This is a genomic window from Pseudoalteromonas sp. CO348 (assembly GCF_004208845.1).
Classification (GTDB): Bacteria; Pseudomonadota; Gammaproteobacteria; order Enterobacterales; family Alteromonadaceae; genus Pseudoalteromonas; species Pseudoalteromonas maricaloris.
Genome location: NZ_SGPI01000016.1, coordinates 50,712 through 69,248, shown reverse-complemented (window position 1 = coordinate 69,248; position 18,537 = coordinate 50,712). Strand labels below are relative to the sequence as shown.

15 protein-coding genes and 1 CRISPR repeat array (1 of these 16 cut by a window edge) are annotated in these 18,537 nt (G+C 45.1%); of the genes, 3 read left to right on the top strand and 12 right to left on the bottom strand.

All coding sequences use genetic code 11. The features are described from left to right. Nucleotides 1-320: a CRISPR direct-repeat array (repeat unit 35 nt; unit sequence GTTGCAGCAACATTTGCCGTAGAGGCAGTAGAAAC) (it extends 66 nt beyond the left edge of the window). 254 nt (nt 321-574) lie between these two features. The 11 genes from EXT48_RS06905 to EXT48_RS06855 all read right to left on the bottom strand — a co-directional run bounded on the left by EXT48_RS06905 (nt 575) and on the right by EXT48_RS06855 (nt 14,768). Further along, nucleotides 575-1,909 (bottom strand): PAS domain-containing sensor histidine kinase, encoded by a 1,335-nt coding sequence (locus tag EXT48_RS06905; RefSeq protein WP_130163998.1) that lies wholly within the window; start codon nt 1,907-1,909, stop codon nt 575-577. Next, nucleotides 1,906-3,225, bottom strand: coding sequence for a sigma-54 dependent transcriptional regulator (locus EXT48_RS06900; RefSeq protein ID WP_130163997.1), 1,320 nt, complete (start codon nt 3,223-3,225; stop codon nt 1,906-1,908). The genes EXT48_RS06905 and EXT48_RS06900 overlap by 4 nt, the downstream gene beginning before the upstream one ends. 60 nt (nt 3,226-3,285) lie before the next feature. Next, nucleotides 3,286-4,506 carry an ABC transporter permease gene (locus EXT48_RS06895; RefSeq protein WP_130163996.1) on the bottom strand — a complete coding sequence of 407 codons (1,221 nt, stop codon included), beginning with the start codon at nt 4,504-4,506 and terminating at the stop codon, nt 3,286-3,288. A gap of 2 nt (nt 4,507-4,508) precedes the next feature. Further along, on the bottom strand, nt 4,509-5,870 hold the full coding sequence (locus EXT48_RS06890; protein ID WP_130163995.1) for an ABC transporter permease: 1,362 nt from the start codon (nt 5,868-5,870) through the stop codon (nt 4,509-4,511). A gap of 9 nt (nt 5,871-5,879) precedes the next feature. Continuing rightward, entirely contained in the window at nt 5,880-6,575 is a 696-nt protein-coding gene (locus EXT48_RS06885) for an ABC transporter ATP-binding protein (RefSeq protein WP_010604884.1), read from the bottom strand. A 41-nt stretch (nt 6,576-6,616) separates the two neighbouring features. Beyond that, on the bottom strand, nt 6,617-7,885 hold the full coding sequence (locus EXT48_RS06880) for an efflux RND transporter periplasmic adaptor subunit (RefSeq protein ID WP_130163994.1): 1,269 nt from the start codon (nt 7,883-7,885) through the stop codon (nt 6,617-6,619). A 458-nt stretch (nt 7,886-8,343) separates the two neighbouring features. Beyond that, nucleotides 8,344-10,239: a propionyl-CoA synthetase gene (locus tag EXT48_RS06875; RefSeq protein ID WP_130163993.1), complete on the bottom strand. Its 1,896-nt coding sequence runs from the start codon at nt 10,237-10,239 to the stop codon at nt 8,344-8,346. 274 nt (nt 10,240-10,513) lie between these two features. After that, a complete protein-coding gene (locus EXT48_RS06870) occupies nt 10,514-11,179 on the bottom strand; it encodes a GntR family transcriptional regulator (RefSeq protein ID WP_039495756.1) in 666 nt (221 codons plus the stop codon). A gap of 139 nt (nt 11,180-11,318) precedes the next feature. Beyond that, on the bottom strand, nt 11,319-12,815 hold the full coding sequence (locus EXT48_RS06865) for an aldehyde dehydrogenase (NADP(+)) (protein WP_130163992.1): 1,497 nt from the start codon (nt 12,813-12,815) through the stop codon (nt 11,319-11,321). 32 nt (nt 12,816-12,847) lie between these two features. Then, a complete protein-coding gene (locus tag EXT48_RS06860; protein ID WP_130163991.1) occupies nt 12,848-13,849 on the bottom strand; it encodes a 4-hydroxyproline epimerase in 1,002 nt (333 codons plus the stop codon). Nucleotides 13,850-13,853: 4 nt separating this feature from the next. After that, on the bottom strand, nt 13,854-14,768 hold the full coding sequence (locus EXT48_RS06855; RefSeq protein WP_039495753.1) for a dihydrodipicolinate synthase family protein: 915 nt from the start codon (nt 14,766-14,768) through the stop codon (nt 13,854-13,856). Nucleotides 14,769-14,996: 228 nt separating this feature from the next. Here EXT48_RS06855 and EXT48_RS06850 point away from each other — a divergent pair, with 228 nt between their 5' ends. From EXT48_RS06850 to EXT48_RS06840, 3 genes are all read left to right on the top strand, one after another. Then, nucleotides 14,997-16,232, top strand: a complete 1,236-nt coding sequence (locus tag EXT48_RS06850) for an FAD-binding oxidoreductase (RefSeq protein WP_130163990.1) — start codon at nt 14,997-14,999, stop codon at nt 16,230-16,232. Between the two features lie 15 nt (nt 16,233-16,247). Continuing rightward, nucleotides 16,248-17,459, top strand: a complete 1,212-nt coding sequence (locus tag EXT48_RS06845) for a Xaa-Pro peptidase family protein (protein ID WP_130163989.1) — start codon at nt 16,248-16,250, stop codon at nt 17,457-17,459. Between the two features lie 119 nt (nt 17,460-17,578). Next, nucleotides 17,579-17,890 carry an antibiotic biosynthesis monooxygenase gene (locus EXT48_RS06840; RefSeq protein WP_130163988.1) on the top strand — a complete coding sequence of 104 codons (312 nt, stop codon included), beginning with the start codon at nt 17,579-17,581 and terminating at the stop codon, nt 17,888-17,890. Nucleotide 17,891: 1 nt separating this feature from the next. On the opposite strand, the gene EXT48_RS06835 is transcribed toward EXT48_RS06840, so the two are convergent. Then, nucleotides 17,892-18,476: a Crp/Fnr family transcriptional regulator gene (locus EXT48_RS06835; RefSeq protein ID WP_130163987.1), complete on the bottom strand. Its 585-nt coding sequence runs from the start codon at nt 18,474-18,476 to the stop codon at nt 17,892-17,894. Nucleotides 18,477-18,537: the final 61 nt, after the last annotated feature.

The window sequence follows — 18,537 nt, the reverse complement described above, 5'->3', positions numbered from 1 at the left end:
CTCGTTGCAGCAACATTTGCCGTAGAGGCAGTAGAAACTAATAAATGGTCTTACTGAGTTAAAATCATCTTTCGTTGCAGCAACATTTGCCGTAGAGGCAGTAGAAACTATATACCTGACTTTTCATAATTAATCCTTTTTAAGTTGCAGCAACATTTGCCGTAGAGGCAGTAGAAACCCTTGGGCTGAATGCTTTAAGTAGGACACAATTTTGTTGCAGCAACATTTGCCGTAGAGGCAGTAGAAACTTACTGTAACTTACAAAGTAACAAAAGCTACCCTTTGGTTGCAGCAACATTTGCCGTAGAGGCAGTGTGAGGTTAGGTGCATTGTTTATCGCTACCTAGAAATGATGATTGGTGTTTAAGACGTTACACAGCGTTAAAAAGCCCTCGTGAGCACCCTGGATTAACAATAAAGCAAGACCTACAGTATAAACCTGTGAAGCTTGTTATTTGCAGGTCTTGATTTATCCGAGCAAAAAGATTTCCGTGGCATAGGGTGCGGAATTACAACCTAAAAGATCGCGGGGTGAACCCGCTCCTACCTGATATGGGTTAGTGTAATAACAACGCTATGCTTTTGGTGCGACGAGGGGTAGGTCAAACTGCACCATTAAGCCACCTTTTTTGCGATTAAATAGCTTAAGTTGTCCACCGTGGGCAATGGCGACTTCATTACAAATACTCAATCCTACCCCTGTGCCACTGGGTTTAGTAGAAAAGAATGGTAGTACTGCGTTTGCTAGCTTTTCTTCTTCCATTCCTACACCTCTATCAACAACCACGACTATCAGACGTTGATAATCAACCAGCAACTTAACACCTATTTCATCTATCTTAGACCCTGATTCATGGGCGTTTTTAACTAAATTAATCAACACCTGCTCTACCTGTATGGGATCAAAAAAAGCGCACTTTACTGGGAGTGATGCGAGCAAAGTAAAGTCATAAAGCTTACCAACGGTATCAAGTATGGGCTGCAAGGGTTGCTCTGTAATATTAGGCGCGGGCAACCTCGCAAACTCGCTATATTTAGCGACAAACTCACTCAAGTTTTCGGTACGGCGATTAATGGTTGCCAGCATTTCAGGCAACAGTTGAATAAGAGCGTGGTTTTGCTCTTCAGCACTGCGCTCAACAATTGTATTTGCGGAGTTAGTCAGTGAAGAAATAGGCGCTAATGAATTATTGAGTTCATGACTGATAAGACGGATGGCATTTTTCCAAAGCCCTACTTCTTGACGGCTCATTTCGCTTGATAGATTTTGACACATAAGCAACACGTGCGGCTGGTGGTTGAGTGTTATGCTCTGCCTTGAAAAGTAATAGCTTTGCTTTTCATCATTGGCTTGAAAGGTCACAAACCCAGACTCTTTTTGTAGCAAAATAGTTTGCAGTTTAGGATCTGCATTCGCAATGGCATGATGAAGCACAAGGCCACTTAACGACTTTTTGTTAAGTAATTTTCCTGCTTTATCATTAGCGTATACCACTTGATCAAATTGGTTTAGTAATAAAATAGATACCGGTGACACCTGCAAAATAGTATCGAGTAGTAACTCCCGTTGGCTAGTAGCGTGACGCTGCTTTTTTAGTGTTGTCGATAAACGATTATATTCCAAAATTAAATCAGACATTTCTATACTTTCAAAATGCGTAATTTGAACTGAAAAGTCTTGATCTTTAAAACTGCGGATCCCGTCCGTTAAGCAATCTATGATCCGCTGTTGGCGAGAGCAAAAGTAACTGATACCGACAACGCCTACTACCGCCGCAACAAGTAGTCCCACCGGAATTGCCAGAGTAAATGGTATTGCAAATAAAGCTGCCAGCCATAGAATAGCCGCAAACACCAATAGTGATACAAATAGGCATGCAGACACCGCTGCTTGAAGAGACACCGTCATTTTAAACCAAACTTCTCCATTCTCCGGTATAGTGCTTGCCGACTTAATCCAAGCTTTCTTGCGGCTTTACTGACTACGCCATCAGCGCTGTCTAATGCGGCTTCGATATCTGCTTGTGTATATTCAAGCGGCTCTTCATGTTGTGGTGTTTGAATTGCTAAATGCTCACACTCAATTTCTTGCCCGGGACTCAGCAACACAGCACGGCCTATGGTGTTTTCAAGCTCCCTGACATTTCCAGGCCACGTGTGGTGCTTTAACTGCTTCATTGCCGTGTTACTCAAACTCTTATTGCTCGGCAAAAAGTGATCCACTAACACGGCAATATCTTCTTTTCGCTCAGATAGTGGCGGCAGTTTAAGCTCAATCATATTGATCCGATAATACAAGTCTTCTCTAAAACTACCTGCGCGAATGGCCTCTGGTAAATTACTGTTGGTGGCACTGATCACCCTAACATTTACCCTTTTCGTGACCGTGCTGCCAACGCGTTCAAACTCACCACTTTGTAAAACCCTTAGTAACTTTTGCTGACCTGTCAAAGACAAGTTGCCGATTTCATCCAAAAACAAGGTGCCTCCATCAGCTGCTTCAAAGCGCCCAGCCCTCGATTTGTGTGCGCCTGTATAAGCACCACTTTCAACCCCAAATAACTCGGCCTCAATGAGGTCCGCCGGAATGGCCCCCGCATTCACTTTAATAAAGGGTTTATGTTTATAGCTGCTATTGGCTTGCACGATTTCTGCAATTTTCTCTTTTCCAGCGCCGTTTGGTCCTGTGATCAGAATTGGTGCATCGGAGTGCGCAACCTGCGTCGCCATTTCAAGCAAGCTCAACATGGCCGGATCGGCAACCACCACACCACACAGGTCGTATTGCGCTTTTAGCTTTTGTAATCTGGCATTGCGCTGATTAGCAGCGCTACTTACTTGCTCTTGTAGTTCTCGCATTTCGAGCAAGTTTTTCACTGAAGTGACGAGTTTATGATCTTTCCAAGGTTTAGCTAAGTAGTCTGCTGCACCATCTTTAATAAGCTCCACCGCCATTTCAAGATTCGTCCAAGCGGTCAGTAAGATGATGGGTAAGTCTGGCTCTAAATCTCGAATGGCTTTATACAGGGCTTTACCTTCCGCGCCGCTGGTGGTGTCTCGGGTAAAGTTCATATCTTGAATAACTAAGTCGAACTGTTTGCTACGAACTTTCTCTAGGCCCAGCTGCGGAGAGGTAACACCTTCACACGGAATATCATTGAGCAACAAAAGGACTTTAATGGCTTGAATTACATCCGGATTATCGTCAATTACCAATACACTCATGAACGCTTTTGATCCTAATTTGTAGATTTAGCCCCTTTCGGGGCTGTATTGTTTTTATTATTAACTCGATTTAGTTACTTGTGCCGGCGACACTTTCGCAGCTTCTTTGGCAGGCAGGTACACTGCCAATGTACTCACAAGCCAAGTAAAAATAGCTACCCCAACCAATAACGGGATCTCTACCACACTTTGCACGCGAACATTATTCATCAAAAAATAGTAAAGCAAAATCGAGAGGCCAAAGCCTAGCACTAAACCGATAAAGACTAAAATTGTATTTTCTTTAATTAAAGACCACATCACTTTGCCTTTAGATGCACCTAACGCACGAAGAACACCATGATCTTTCTTTCTTAGGCTAACAGAAAAGCTGACAAGTGCGACAATACCAAGCGCGGTGACCACGCATGCAATGATGCTTATGCCTGCCATGGTGAGTGCAAAGGTGCTACGGCCATCCCACAAACGTTTTTTTGCCCTAGCAACAAACTCTACTCGCTCAACCATTCGTCCGTTGGTGTGATAAAGTGCCGTTTCAACTTCTTCTAGTACTCGCTCAGACACGCCTTTTTCAACTCTGACTAAATAATTGGCTCGTTGACGGTTACCCCAAATGACTTCAGGTACAACCCCCGAATTGTAGGGTTGTTGATTGTATGTTGCGCCTTCTCCAAGCATTTTACCTTTATAAACACCAACTACTTGATGTGGAATGCGTTGTCTTGAAATATACACCGTCTGTCCAAGAGCAGAGTCATCACCAAATAAGGACGTGGCAAGGTCGTCACTTATCATAATAACGCCTGCATTTTTTGTTGCCTCATCACCTTTGATAAATTCACTGGCATAAAATCTACGCCCCTCAACGAGCTCAAGTCCAAGTACATCTACCCCTTTTTCATCTAAGCCAAAGTAGCCGAACACGCTGTAATCCGTTTCTTGTTGAGTATCTTTAAAAATAGTCCATCCAGGGCCTAAGCTGTTTAATACCAGCTCTCTACCAGCATAAGATGCGGCAACGACCCCCGGCACATTTTCTATCGCTTGAATATCCTTTTCTATAAGTGACTGCACGTCTACCGAGGTATCAAACACACGCGTCGTTACGTTGAGAATTTGTTGCTCTTCCAACTTTGAAGGAATTAGCCAGTTTTGTAGCGTTGCATAGCTGATAAACACGGTATTGCTGACAATCATCACGGTGATCGCGATTTGTAGAATGATTAACAGTGCAATACTTTTTTGCTTTAAGATCAGTTTTAAAATATGTTTAATCGCCATACTTACCCCCTTAACTCTGCAGCTGGTGATACACGGCTACTACGGTATACCGGATATAATCCAGATATCCCAACCGCCAAGAAAATGCCTATGGTGGTCAAAAGTGCCAGCTCAATATCGAACTGATAGATTTGACGAACTTGCTCGGCAAACGCCATATAATCTGCCTGATACATACGTAGGTGGAACATCAATTCAAGTCCCGCGAATGCCAATACAAAGCCAAGTGCTACGGACGCAACCGTGAGCATCAAGATCTCTAAAAAGTGAATTTTCATTATTACCCCACGGTTTGCGCCGAGCGCTCGATAAAGGGAAATGAGCTTGCGATTGGCTTGGAATTTGGCGAGCAAAATGCCAACCGTATTCACTAAACAAATACCAAACAGAAAATACGAAAACGTTAAGTAAATGGCTTCCCATGCCAAAAAGCGTTGGATCAAAATATAGAGCTCGCCCATGCTATAAAAATCGGTGAGATTATTATGTTGAAAACGGCCTACCTCTTGCTGATTTGTAATATAGTTATTCAACCAAGTTTTTAGTTCAGCAAGATGTGCCGCACCCATATCATTTTGGTACTGGAACCAAACCGTCAAGTAACCACATTCAGCACTTTTCAGCATGTCGATATTGCCGCTGCGTGGGTTGGTTGCGGTGTATAAATCGTCGGTTCTACACGATACTTGCCCTGTTCGTGGAAAGTTTTGCGCATAGGCATAATTTAGCGGGATAAAAGCATCGTGATTGTAATTATTACTAAAGCTCAAATCTTGGAAACGACGTTTATAATTACTTAAATCAACCACGCCCACGACTTGTATTTGTTCGCCTTGAACTTGAATAAACTGCCCGACAGAATTCGCCCCACCAAAAAGATGGTCGTTAGCGTTTTTACTGATCACAGCGACCGCTTCACCACTTTGTTGGCTTTGTTCACTCCAAGAAGCTCCGTGGATAAACGGCGCATCTAGTACACTAAACATATCTCTATCTGTACCAGAAGCTTCTACACTAATAGGCCTAACTGAGTTATCCGCCAGCCCCACAATAAACTCTGTGGTGTAGTTAAATGATAGATGCTCGTATGGTAAATCCGCTTGCTTAAGCGCCTCTGCATCTTGATACGTCCAGCGAGGAAATTGGTTAAAATCGACAACGTCTTGGTCACTATCAAAAAAATTCAGACCCGCGGTGTACAAGTAATCACCCTTATGACCAATCACCTCACTGCTGCTTTGTTTTACAATGGCTGACATCGTCAACATCAAGGTGATCCCAACTGCAAGGTTGATCACCATCAGTGCGCTTAGCTTGGGTTTTTGCTTTAATCCCTGCCAAGCTAATAGTATTAGCTCTTTCATCGCTTGCTCCTATACTGCCAGTTCGGTTAGCTGAGATTTAGTGATGTCGGTTAGCTCACCATCAAGAATTTGGATATTACGACCCGCTCTTCGAGCCAGCTCATTGTCATGGGTTACCATAATCAATGTGGTGCCCGCCTGATTCACTTCTTGTAATAAATCCATCACTTGTCTTGCCATTAAGCTGTCTAAGTTACCCGTTGGCTCATCCGCAAGTAGGAATCTAGGTTTCCCTGCAAGCGCTCTGGCAATAGCCACACGCTGCTGTTGCCCACCACTTAGTTGTGCAGGATGATGTTTCATTCGGCTTGCAAGCCCAACGAGTTCAAGCGCTTCTTCAATGCGCTTTTTACGCTCGCTGGCTTTTATTCCCCTAAAAATAAGGGGGACTTCAACGTTGTCATATAAAGATAAGTCGCTGATAAGATTAAAGCCTTGGAAGATAAAGCCAATTTTTTCGTTTCTTAGCTGTGACAGCTTTTTATCGTTAAGATTGGCAACGTTTTCACCATCTAGAAAGTAGTCACCGCGCTCAAAACGTTCTAACAAACCGGCAATGTTCAAAAAGGTCGTTTTGCCTGATCCTGACGGGCCTGTGACCGCAATAAATTCCCCTTCTTCAATGGTTAAATTAACATTACTGAGCGCATGGGTCTCAATCAGATCTGTTCGATAGATTTTGCTTACTTCATTCATTTTTAACATTGTCTATTCCTTCTCATTCTTATTCGATGCGCAAGATGGGGCTACTTCCCGAGTAACACTCGCGCTTTGTTATTGAACGGTTCTAAACTTGAGATCACGATTTCTTGTCCTTCACTCAGGCCCTCGATAACCTCAACTTCAGAAATACTTTTTACACCGAGCTGAATGTGTGTTTGATCAGCCTGCTCACCGACAACCGCATAGGTAAAACGCCCTGCGCCAGTTTCAACAAATGCACCACGCCTTACTTTGAGCACGTCTTGCTTTTGCGACAGAATAATTCTTGTAGATACCTTTTGGTTTTGGCGAAGACCACTTGGTTGTTCATCAAAACGTACTCGCGCGCTAACACGGCCAGCTTCAATTTCAGGGGAAATAGCGACCAGTTTTGCATGATATTGATATTGATTGATAAATACTTCAGCGGCCATGCCGACTCCCAGATTGTCGGCGTAAATTTCTGGTATTTGCGCTTCAACCTCAAGCTCTGAAAGGTCAACCAAGGATATTAGCGCCGCATCTCGCTGTACAAACTGCTTTTGCTGGACATGCACCGTACCAACAATACCGGACAACGGCGATATAATGTTAAGTGCCGCTACCTGACGCTGCACTTCTTCTAAAATATGCTGTTGTCTGGTTAGGCTCAGTTCGCTACTTTTTAGCTCAAACGCGAGTCGCTCTTGCTCAAGCTTTAGCGACTCGATGGCATGCCGCTCTTGTAGTTGCGCACGCTTAAGTTCAACCATTGACTGCTCAAGCTCTAGTTTTGAGATAATTTGCTTTTCGATGCTTTGTTTTGAGCGCGCCATTTCCCGCTCTGCCGCTTCTAAGTCTACTTTCGCCATTTCCATGCGTTGTTCGGTGTCGAGTAGCTGCTGTTTAATCGAGATCCGTTGGCGCTCAACTTCCGTTTGTAAACGTTCAAATGTCGCCTCTTCTTGTAGTAAACGGTTGGTTAGTTCAGGGCTGTCGATACTAAGCAACGCTTGCCCTGCTTTGATGGCATCACCGGGTTTAACGTTTAGCGTTACTGTGCCCGAAGCGATGGCGTATAAGTCTGGATTATTCGCAGCGAGCGTACGCCCTTCAACACGAATATCTTCGCTGATATCACCTCTCACTACCGTGGCGAGACGGACTTGCTCCCGCGATACCGTCTGCTCTGCAGATAAAATCGTGTTAATGCTTGGCCAAGCACTAGTTAATCCACCTAAGCTGATGCCAACGGCCAATAACGCAATCACAGGCTTTTTTATGGTTCGCTTTTTTGCGATTTGTTTGTCTTGCGCACTTGTATCTTTAATCATGCTACCTCCTTGCGGACAAGTGGGTGTCCGCGATTATCATGAGTAACTAATTACAAGTAGCGTGCCAGAATTTATACTACTGTTTTATATAGCATTTATTATATTTAACGGCTTTATTCAATGGGATTGGACGGACACCGGACAGTTTGCGGACAATATCAGAACAGGACTAAAACAGGTAGGTCGTGATTTATCGCGCTATCAGATTTTTGAGGTAACCGCACTCAAAAGATCGCGGGGTGAACCCGCTCCCACCTAATACTGCTGCGCGTTTAGCACAAGGTTTGCCCTAGTAGCTCAGCAACACAGCTGGATAGTGACTAAAACTCGTAGGTCGTGATTTATCACGACATCAGATTTTAGTGGGAGCTGCACTCCAAAAGATCGCGGAGTGAACCCGCTTCTAACTAATGTTGATGCACGTTTAGCGTTAGGGGTAACCTGCTAACACACAAAAACTATTGGTGCTGGCTCACATCCCACAATTGCTTTAACTCTTCAATAATGGCGGGGTCATCAATGGTAGATGGCACGACAATGTCTTCTCCGTCCACCAGCTGGCGTAGGTTCTTTCTGAGAATTTTACCCGAACGGGTTTTGGGTAAACGCTCAACCACTTTAATGGTTTTAAGACAGGCAATCGCGCCGATTTTTTCGCGGATCAGGCTTCTTATCTCCTCGGCAATTGCCGATTCAGTGGTGTTTACGCCATCTTTCAATACCACCATGGCAATGGGTACTTGACCTTTTAACTCGTCTTTACCGGCGAATACCGCGCATTCTGCAATTGCATTGTGGCCAGCAACGATTTCTTCCATTTCACCGGTTGACAGTCTATGTCCGGCTACGTTTATTACGTCATCGGTGCGTCCCATAATAAACAGGTAGCCGTCTTCATCAAAATAGCCGCCGTCACCAGATAGATAATAGCCGGGGTATTGTGATAAGTAACTGCCTTTAAAGCGCGCCGTGTTATTCCAAATAGTGGTTAAACAACCGGGAGGGAGTGGTAATTTCACCGCAACAACACCTTGTTGATTGGCTTCACATGTACTGCCGTCCACATCAAGGATCTCGACTTGATAGCCCGGTGTAGGAACTGTGGCACTGCCCGCCTTTGTAGGCATCAATTCAATCCCTACTGGGTTACACGCAATTGCCCAGCCCGTTTCAGTTTGCCACCAGTGGTCGATTACCGGCAGCTTTGTGGTGGACTGTAGCCAGTCGTAGGTAGCAGGGTCGAGTCGTTCACCAGCTAAAAATAGCGTTTTTAGACTGCTGGTATTGTAATTAGCCAAAAGCGCTGCGCTCGGATCTTCTTTTTTAATGGCACGAAATGCCGTCGGTGCACTAAAAAGTGCTGCCACTTGATATTCTTCAACCACTCGCCAAAATGCCCCTGCATCTGGGGTTTTAATCGGTTTACCTTCGTATAACACGCTGGTACAACCATAAATCAGTGGGCCATAGACAATATAAGAATGCCCCACAACCCAACCAATGTCGGATGCTGCCCAAAACACTTCTCCGGGCTCCATGCCGTAAACGGTTTTCATACTGTAGTTTAATGCCACAGCGTGACCGCCCTGCTCTCGCACTACTCCTTTGGGCGTGCCTGTGGTGCCAGAGGTATACAAAATATAAAGCGGATGCGTACTTGGTAACGGCACGGCATCAAAGGATTCAGGCGTGTTTGCCACCACAGCCCAATCTAGGTCCCTTGGCGATGACATCTGCGCTTGGTATGCTTCACGCTGTAACACAATGCAATGTTCAACTTGATGTTTTGCCAACGAAAGCGCCTCGTCCAGCATAGGTTTGTATTCAATGGTGCGGCCTATTTCAATTCCGCAAGACGCACTGATCACTAGATTTGGTTTCGCATCATCTATTCTCACCGCAAGCTCATGAGGTGCAAAACCGCCAAACACCACGGAATGAATAGCACCCACGCGCGCACAAGCAAGCATAGCAACGACCGCCTCTGGCACCATGGGCATATAAATTACGACCCTATCCCCTACGCTTACACCAAGTTGATTTAAGCCAGCCGCAAAATGGCTCACTTGAGAGAGCAACTCGCGATAGCTAATTTTGCGTTTGGTACTGGTCACCGGCGAGTCATAAATTAATGCAGTTTGCTCGCCTCGGCCTTGGTGTACGTGGTGGTCGAGTGCCAAATAACTGGTATTCATCAAACCATCACTAAACCAATGACTCAGCCCCTCTTGATCTTGGTTATGTCCGATTTTTGGTGGCGTGTGCCAATCAAGACGTGTCGCTTCTTTAAGCCAAAACGCCTCTGGGTCTTGGGAAAATATTTGGTATACCTGTTGATAGGATGTTGTTGTCATATTAAGTTACTCAGTTTCGCTGGTACTTAGTAAAGATAGATAAAAAACCGCCAAGTTTTGATGAGACTTTAGTCTTGCGAGGATGATATAGATCAAGGTTGGGGGCGTTAGATATGATTATGTTTGGGTAAGGAGCAGCCTCGAGTACGGGTGTGAATGAGCACTTGTTCTTCTAATTTGATATATATGTAATCACAGCGTCCTGAACAATAGCCATGAGAATAGATATGACTATTATTCAGAAATCCACTAGGGCCTATACAACCAAATTTACCTACTGCTCGCTTTCAAGCTTTAGCAGCAACGCTTTAATATCATCTTTTGCGCCGGTGATATGTTTTTTCAAAAAGTCGCAAGCCCCTTTGGTATTTTTATCGCGGCATAGCTCTAATAGCTGGCGGTGTTCCTCTGGTGCGGTTTTAATGCCGCCGGCAAGTAGGATATGCATGCGCACGTAGCGCTCGGAGTTTTTACTGTACACATCCACCAGTTCGCGAGTTTGTGGGCGCTGTGCTTTGCTGTAGAGTTTGCTGTGAAATTCGGCATTAAGCTTACCTGTTGCCAGCTGTGTATCACCAGCGGCGGTGGCTTCTTCAAGCTCGGCTAAAATGGCTTCGGCTTCGAGCAAGTCGCGTGCGGTCAACTTGTCGATTGAGTGGCGTAACAGCTCAGCTTCTAACAATGCGCGTAGATCAAATATTTCATCGATTTGCTCGGCACTTAAACGTGTGACTGTCGCACCTTTGTGCGCTTCAAAGTTAACTAAGCCTTCGGCTTCTAGTTGCAGGAGTGCTTCTCTAACGGGAATACGGCTTACATTTAACTCATCTGCCAGCGCGGCTTGCCTCAGCGGCTCGCCCGCTTTGATTTCGCCAGTGAGGATTTTTTCACGAATTGCTTCAGCAACTAATTGAGTTCGAGTTTTATGTACAATTGCCATAGTATTTAGTAATTATTGTTTTATGAACTCATTATAAACGTATCTGAGTTCAAATTGCATGTTTGTCGAGTATATAAGTTCGATGTGCGAATTATGTCTGAATAAAAAAGCCCATAGCAGTACTATGGGCTTGGTTTGCTTAACTTTGTATACAAATTGGTCTTACGAATCGTTTGAGCGCTTCTAACCCTACCGATGTTGAACGTACATCGGTTGATGACGGAAACGGCCCACCGTGGTTCATGGTGGCGCACACTTCAACGCCCGTTGGCATTTGCCCGTAAATCAATCGACCTACGCGGTATTGTAACGCCTCTATAATATCTTCGGCTTGATGTAGGTCAGACTCAGTGCCATGAATACTGGCGGTGAGCTGCCCATCTAAGTCTGCGATTAAGTCTTCAAGCTGCGCTAAGTTATCATAGCTCACCACTAAAGCACTTGGCCCAAAGACTTCTTCTTTAAGCCTTGCATCGGTTGCAAAGCTTTCGCTATCCGTTAGGAACAAGTGAGCGCTTGCGTGAAACGGCTGTGCTTGCTCACCAGCGCTCAACAATGTTACTTGAGGGTGTGCTTTTAGCGCCGCTATGCTGTTTTGATAAGCTTTTAAAATGCCCGAAGTCAATAGGGTATCTGAAGGCGCTGCGCTAATATTTTGTTTAGCCGTCTCGATAAATGCTTGCGAACTACTACTTGGCACCAACCAAATACCGGGGCTAGTGCAAAATTGGCCATTACCCATAAGTAAGGACTGGACAAGTTGTGCACCAAGCTCTGCGCCTTGCGACTGTACCTTTTCAGGTAAGACAATTTGCGGGTTTACGCTGCCAAGCTCACCGTAAAGCGGGATAGGTTCATGGCGCTTCGTGATGGTGTCTTGCAATGCTTTTGCAACGCCAAAGGAGCCTGTAAATCCAACCGCTTTGATAGGCTCGGCTTTAACCAGCCAATGCGCGACATCGTATGCTTTCGCTTGCAGCATTGAAAACACCCCGCTTGGTATATCGCACTTGCTTATTGCTGTGGCGATGGCTTTGGTCATTAGCTCACACGTTGCCGGATGTGCTGGGTGACCTTTATATACCACAGGGCAGCCAGCGGCTAACGCAGCTGCAGTATCGCCCCCAAGCGTAGAGAAGGCATACGGGAAGTTTGACGCGCCAAACACTGCAACAACGCCAATAGGAATATGCTTAAGCTGTGTTTTTGGCTTAGGCAGCGGCGTGCGATTTGGGTCTGCTTGCTCTTCTTTATCTAGACTGAGCTCTGCTAGGTTATCTCTCAGCGCTGCGGCAAATGCGTTTAATTGGTTTACCGTGCGGCCACGCTCGCCCTCAAGCCTAGGCCTTGGCAGGTTAGTTTCTGCCATCGTGGTGGTGATCAGCTCATCACCTAAGGCGAGAATTTCTTGGGCTATGGTCTCTAAAAATTCGGCTCTAGCAGTCATCGAGGTTTTACGATAAGCCTTAAAAGCCTGCTCTGCTGCATTAACGGCTTCTTCTACTTGTGCTTCACTGGCGTTAAAAAATGCTTGCGTTAACGGTTCATTGGTTGCCGGGCAAAACGCGCAAAACGTTGTTGCCGTTTGTGCGGCTTGCCACGCACCGTTGATGTAGCTCTTTCCTGATAAATTCATTGTTAGCTCCTGTTTTCTTTCAGACTTAATGGCTAGAGCACCTGAAAACCAAATGCATACGGGTCTTCGTCATCTACAGTGATACAATTACTCCCCGTTTGACGTGCCCAACCTTGAATACTTGGCAGAATTGCGGCTTTTCCCGCGACTTCAGTTGTGCCTTCGACCTTACCGATAAATTGGCTGCCTATGATGCTCTCGTGAACAAAAGTATCGCCATCTTTTAGCAGTCCTTTTGCAAACAACTGTGCCATTCGTGCACTTGTGCCGGTGCCACAAGGCGACCTATCAATCGCTTTATCGCCATAAAATACCGCGTTGGCCGCATGACTATCTGGATGTTGTGGCTTGCCTGTCCATAACACATGGGAGGCGCCACACACGGTAGAGTCTTCTGGATGAATTGGATTTATTTGCGCGTTAACTGCCGCACGCACTTTGGGGCTCCACGCCAGTAATTCGGCGGCGCAACTTTGATCCACACCAGCAAATAGACTTTGAGGCTCAACAATAATGTAAAAGTTACCGCCATAGGCAATATCAACGATGAACTCCCCTAGCCCATCAACATGGACAGGCACCGCTTGGTAAGCCAAAAATGCCGGCACATTGTAGAGCCTTACCCAAGTCACTTTACCTGCTTTCATCTCATAATAGGCATTCACGCGCCCCGCAGGGGTGTCAAGCTTGAGTACACCCTGTTCCTTTGGAGTAATAAGGCCGCTTTCAAGGCCAAAAGTGACTGTCCCGATAGTGCCATGCCCACACATAGGCAAGCACCCAGAGGTTTCGATAAATAGGATTGCCACATCCCCATCAGCAGTGGTCGGTGGATATAAAAAGGCACCCGACATCATGTCATGGCCTCTGGGCTCAAACATCAGTGCGCGCCTTATCCAATCGTAGTCACGTAAAAAATGCTGGCGCTTTTCACTCATGCTCTCGCCCAAAAGCGTTGGATGACCGCTTGTGACCAAGCGCACGGGATTGCCACAGGTGTGGCCATCTATACAATAGTAGGTGCCTAAAATCATACGCTTAGTCCAAGTTATATTGGCTTAAGTCAATTCGATTTGCCATCGCTTCCTCGTACAAACGACTCACGTAAGCCTTTTGCTCTTGGGTGAGTGGCAATCTTGGAGAACGAGTCACTTCACTACCACGTCCAGCCAAATGTTCTGCATATTTGATGCACTGTACCAGTGTGGGAATAGTATCTAAGCGTAGCAAAGGTAAAAACCAACGCCACAGCGCGCGCGCTTCCTCATAGCGACCTTGTTCAGCAAGTTTATAAATAGCCACTGACTCGCGTGGGAATACATTGGTCAATCCCGAGATCCAACCCGTCGCACCAAGCATCAGGCTTTCCAGTGCGATATCATCAACACCACCAAATACCACGTAGCGATCGCCAAATGCGCTAAACAGCTCGCTAATACGACGGGTATCTTCCGTTGCTTCTTTTACAGAAACAATATTGGACTCCTCAGCTAAGGTTTTCATGCCTTCAATAGACACATCGACACCGTAGGTCACCGGATTGTTGTAAATCATAATAGGTAATGCTGTGCTTCGCGCAACCTGTTGGTAATGATGAATAGCTTCGCGCTCGGTTGAGCGGTAAACCATCCCCGGCAATACCATCAGTCCATCTATGCCGAGCGCTTCTGCATCCTTGGCAAACTCGACAGCAAGCGCAGTTGTGGTTTCAGCCACACCACTAAGCAGTGGCACTCTATCACCTACCACTTCTGTTGCCGCTTTTAAAACTTGGCGTTTCTCGTCAGCCGTGAGTGAGCAATTTTCACCGACGGTGCCTAATACTATGATGCCATGAACCCCTTCGTTAATCAGGTTATCTATCATCTCTTTGGTAGTATCAAAGTTGATGCTTTCATCATCATGGAATTGAGTGGTTACTGCTGGATATACACCCTGCCAATTTACGTTCATGGTTCTCGCCTTTCATTAGGTTGTTTAGTTATTGTGCTTGCCATCATAGGTATATTGTATACAATAATCAATATTCAAAAGGCAGATTTTTTAGCCATCAACTCAAATGACTGGCCTAAATATCTGTAATCTTATGATTTATAAGTAGTAAATTTTTTCTTGTAGGTATTTAAACGAGACCTGATTGATGTCTATGTGGAAATACAATTTAGGATGGTGAGGTAAATTGTGGAAAGTAATAATAAAATTGCAGTGATAGGCGCAGGGATCATTGGGATCACCACCGCACTGCAATTAGCTCGACGAGGCCACGCTGTTACCTTGTTCGATAAAAATCAGCCCGCAGAGGGGTGCTCTAAGGGTAACGCGGGGCATTTTGCCACAGAGCAGGTATTCCCCATGGCAGACGCAGCTTTACTCACAAAAGTACCTGGCATGTTAGTCAATCCGGTGGGGCCTTTGCGAATTGAGACCACCTCTTTGCTCAAAAATATTCCTTGGTTTGTACAATTCTTAAAGCAAATGAAAAGTAGCTGTTTCCACAAAGGTACAATCGCACTTAGAAGTTTAAATGAACGCGCACTACCCGCATACCAGCGTTTACTTGGTGATAAATATCATACACTTATATCTAGCAACGGCAGTTTACTGGTATTTGAAGGTGACGAAAGCTCTGCGCGTCAAAGCTATAAAAAATACGCCGAACAAGATATCTCAGTGAGCTTACTTACAGGTGATCAAGCCCGAGAAATGGAGCCGAGCCTATCAAGTACCATTACCTCGGCACTGTATTTTGATAAAGTCGCGCATAGCACAGATCCCTACGCTCTCTGTTTGACGTTATATGAGCAGTTTATGGAGCTAGGGGGAGCATTCCAACAAGGCTCGATCGACAATATTACCCACACAGAGCATGGCTACACACTCAACTCGAATAACCACAAGATGGCCTTTAACAAAGTCGTTGTGGCAACGGGTGCTGCAAGTAAAACGCTCTGTGCGTCTTTAGGTTACTCACTGCCCATGATTGCCGAGCGCGGTTATCACAACATGTTGGCAGTGAATAATACGCTTACACGACCTGTCGCATCAAGTGAGCGAGGGTTTATTATGACGCCCATGTCACAAGGTTTGCGACTGGCAGGTACTGTAGAATTTGCCACATTGGAGAGTAAACCCAACTACCGCCGTGCTCGCGCATTATTGCATCATGCAAGTATATTGTTAAACTCATCGCTGCCACAGCAAAATGATAACTTGTGGGTTGGCTGCCGTCCCTCACTCCCAGATTATTTACCTGTCATCGGACAAGCGCCAAATCATCACAACCTTTATTTTGCACTGGGTCATCAGCACTTAGGACTGACCCAAGCCGCAATTTCAAGTGAATGTATCGCAGATCTTATTGACAACAAGCCCAACGACATCGATCTTACTCCCTTTAGTATTGCTCGATTTAATTAGCTAAGGATCACAAAAATGAAAGGTATTGCATACCAGAGCGCGCAACAGGCGCTAGATAACTTAGAAGATATGACCAAAGGCGTAGCGCCAATTGGCGAAAGCGAGTATTTAGCAAGAATAGAGAAAGCTCAACAATATATGCAGCAGAACAACATTGATGCACTCTATTTAAATGCTGGTACAAATTTAAAATACTTTACTGGTTTACAATGGTACGCCAGTGAGCGTTTGGTCGGTGCTATTTTACCCGCCAATGGACAAGTTCAGTTTATCGTCCCGTTTTTTGAAATTGGCTCTATTAAGGATTATTGGCTGATTGAAGGCCCTATTCATGCTTGGCAAGAAGAAGAATCTCCTTACCAGCTCGTCGCAAACGTACTTAACACACTCAATATTGATAGCACAGGCACGCTCGCCATTGACGAAAGCACTGCGTTTTTTGTTGCTGATGGGATCAGACTCGCGGCACCTGAGCTTTCGCTTATCAATGCAAAGGCAGTAACCGCGCATTGTAGAATGCATAAATCGGCCAATGAAATTGCCCTTATTCAACGTGCAATGGACATGACACTTGCCGTACATAAAGCAACGGCATCTATGCTGTATGACGGGATCACCACAACTGAGGTTGAAGCCTTTATTAATGAAGCGCACAAAAAAGTGGGGGCGCCGGGTAATTATTTTTGTATTGTGCTATTTGGTGTGGCGTCGTCATTCCCACATGGTGTAAAAAATCCACAAACGCTGAAAAAAGGCGATGTGGTTCTCGTCGACACAGGTTGTAAGTTACACGGCTATCTTAGTGATATCACCCGTACTTATGTTTTTGGCGACCCCAGTGAAAAGCAAAAGTCCGTTTGGCAAATCGAGAAGCAAGCGCAAATTGCAGCATTTAATGCAGCCAAAATTGGGGTGCCCTGTGGCGCTGTTGATAAGGCCGCGAGAGAGTATATTGCTAGCAATGGTCTCGGTCCTGATTATCAACTACCTGGTTGCCCACATCGCACTGGACACGGTATCGGCTTAGATATCCACGAATGGCCTTATTTAGTCAAAGACAACCCTGAACCGCTTGCAGCTGGAATGTGTTTTTCAAATGAACCTATGCTGGTTATTCCTGATGAATTTGGCATTCGCTTGGAAGACCATTTCTATATGACCGACGATGGTCCACGTTGGTTTACTGAACCTGCACATAGCATAGACAATCCTTTTGGGGTTGAATAACCTTAGCGATACCTACATGATGAGATGCTCTGATAAGCAACTCATCATTTATCGTGATTGATTTAAGCACAGGTTAATTGGTATAAACTTAATACCTGCAATTTACTGCGCTTCAACTTATGATAGCAACTACTCCACCACCACCCTATTACGCCGTAATTTTTACCAATATTAAAAATGAAGACGATGAGGGCTACGCCCAAACCGCGTCGAGAATGGTCGAGCTTGCACTGCTTCAACCCGGGTTTTTAGGATTAGAATCAGCGCGTGAAGAGGTTGGGATCACCGTTTCCTATTGGCGCGACCTAGAATCAATCAAAGCATGGAAAGCCAATGCTGAGCATATTGAGGCGCAAAAGAACGGCAATAAAAAATGGTATCAAAGCTATACAACTCGTATTGCTAAGGTAGAGCGTGAATATAGTCTTTGAGCTAGCGCTTAGTTGTAGTCGCTCGTGCTTTGTTCACTCGCGACTTTAGGCGTGATAGCCCTTGAGGCGTTACGCCCAAATAATTAGCCAGATCATAATTGGCTAAACCATTAACCCAATGCGGACGTTCGTCACGCAAAAAACAATATCTTTGCTCCAGCGTATTTAGTAATAGAAAAGCTTCTTTTGCTTCTTTGAATAGCAACTGCTGTTCTAATAATTTTAATTTAAGTGCGCGAAGATTATCTTGTTCTAATTCGGCTAGCGGAACGAGTACTATCTTTGCATCATCCAATGCAGAGATTTGATAGAAGCTGGGAGATTTTTGGATCCATTCAGCAAATAAAATACAAAGTTCACCAGCAAAATAGAACTCCTTATGTCTTAGCTCCCCTGTTTCATTTACAACCGATGACACAAGCTTGCCAGAGTGGATAAAAAAGCCATGACGTTGCACTTGCCCTTGTTGCAATAATATTTCATTGCGGCAGCAGCGCTTAGTGTCGAACGTTGGGTTTTGCTGAGTAAGTGTTAATAATTCATTTTTTGTGGCTTCACAAAGCTGACCGAGTTTATGAAAAGGCATAATCCCCTCATGCAATTGGTATAGCTAGATCAAAAAAGGCTCCTTGAGGAGCCTTTTTAAC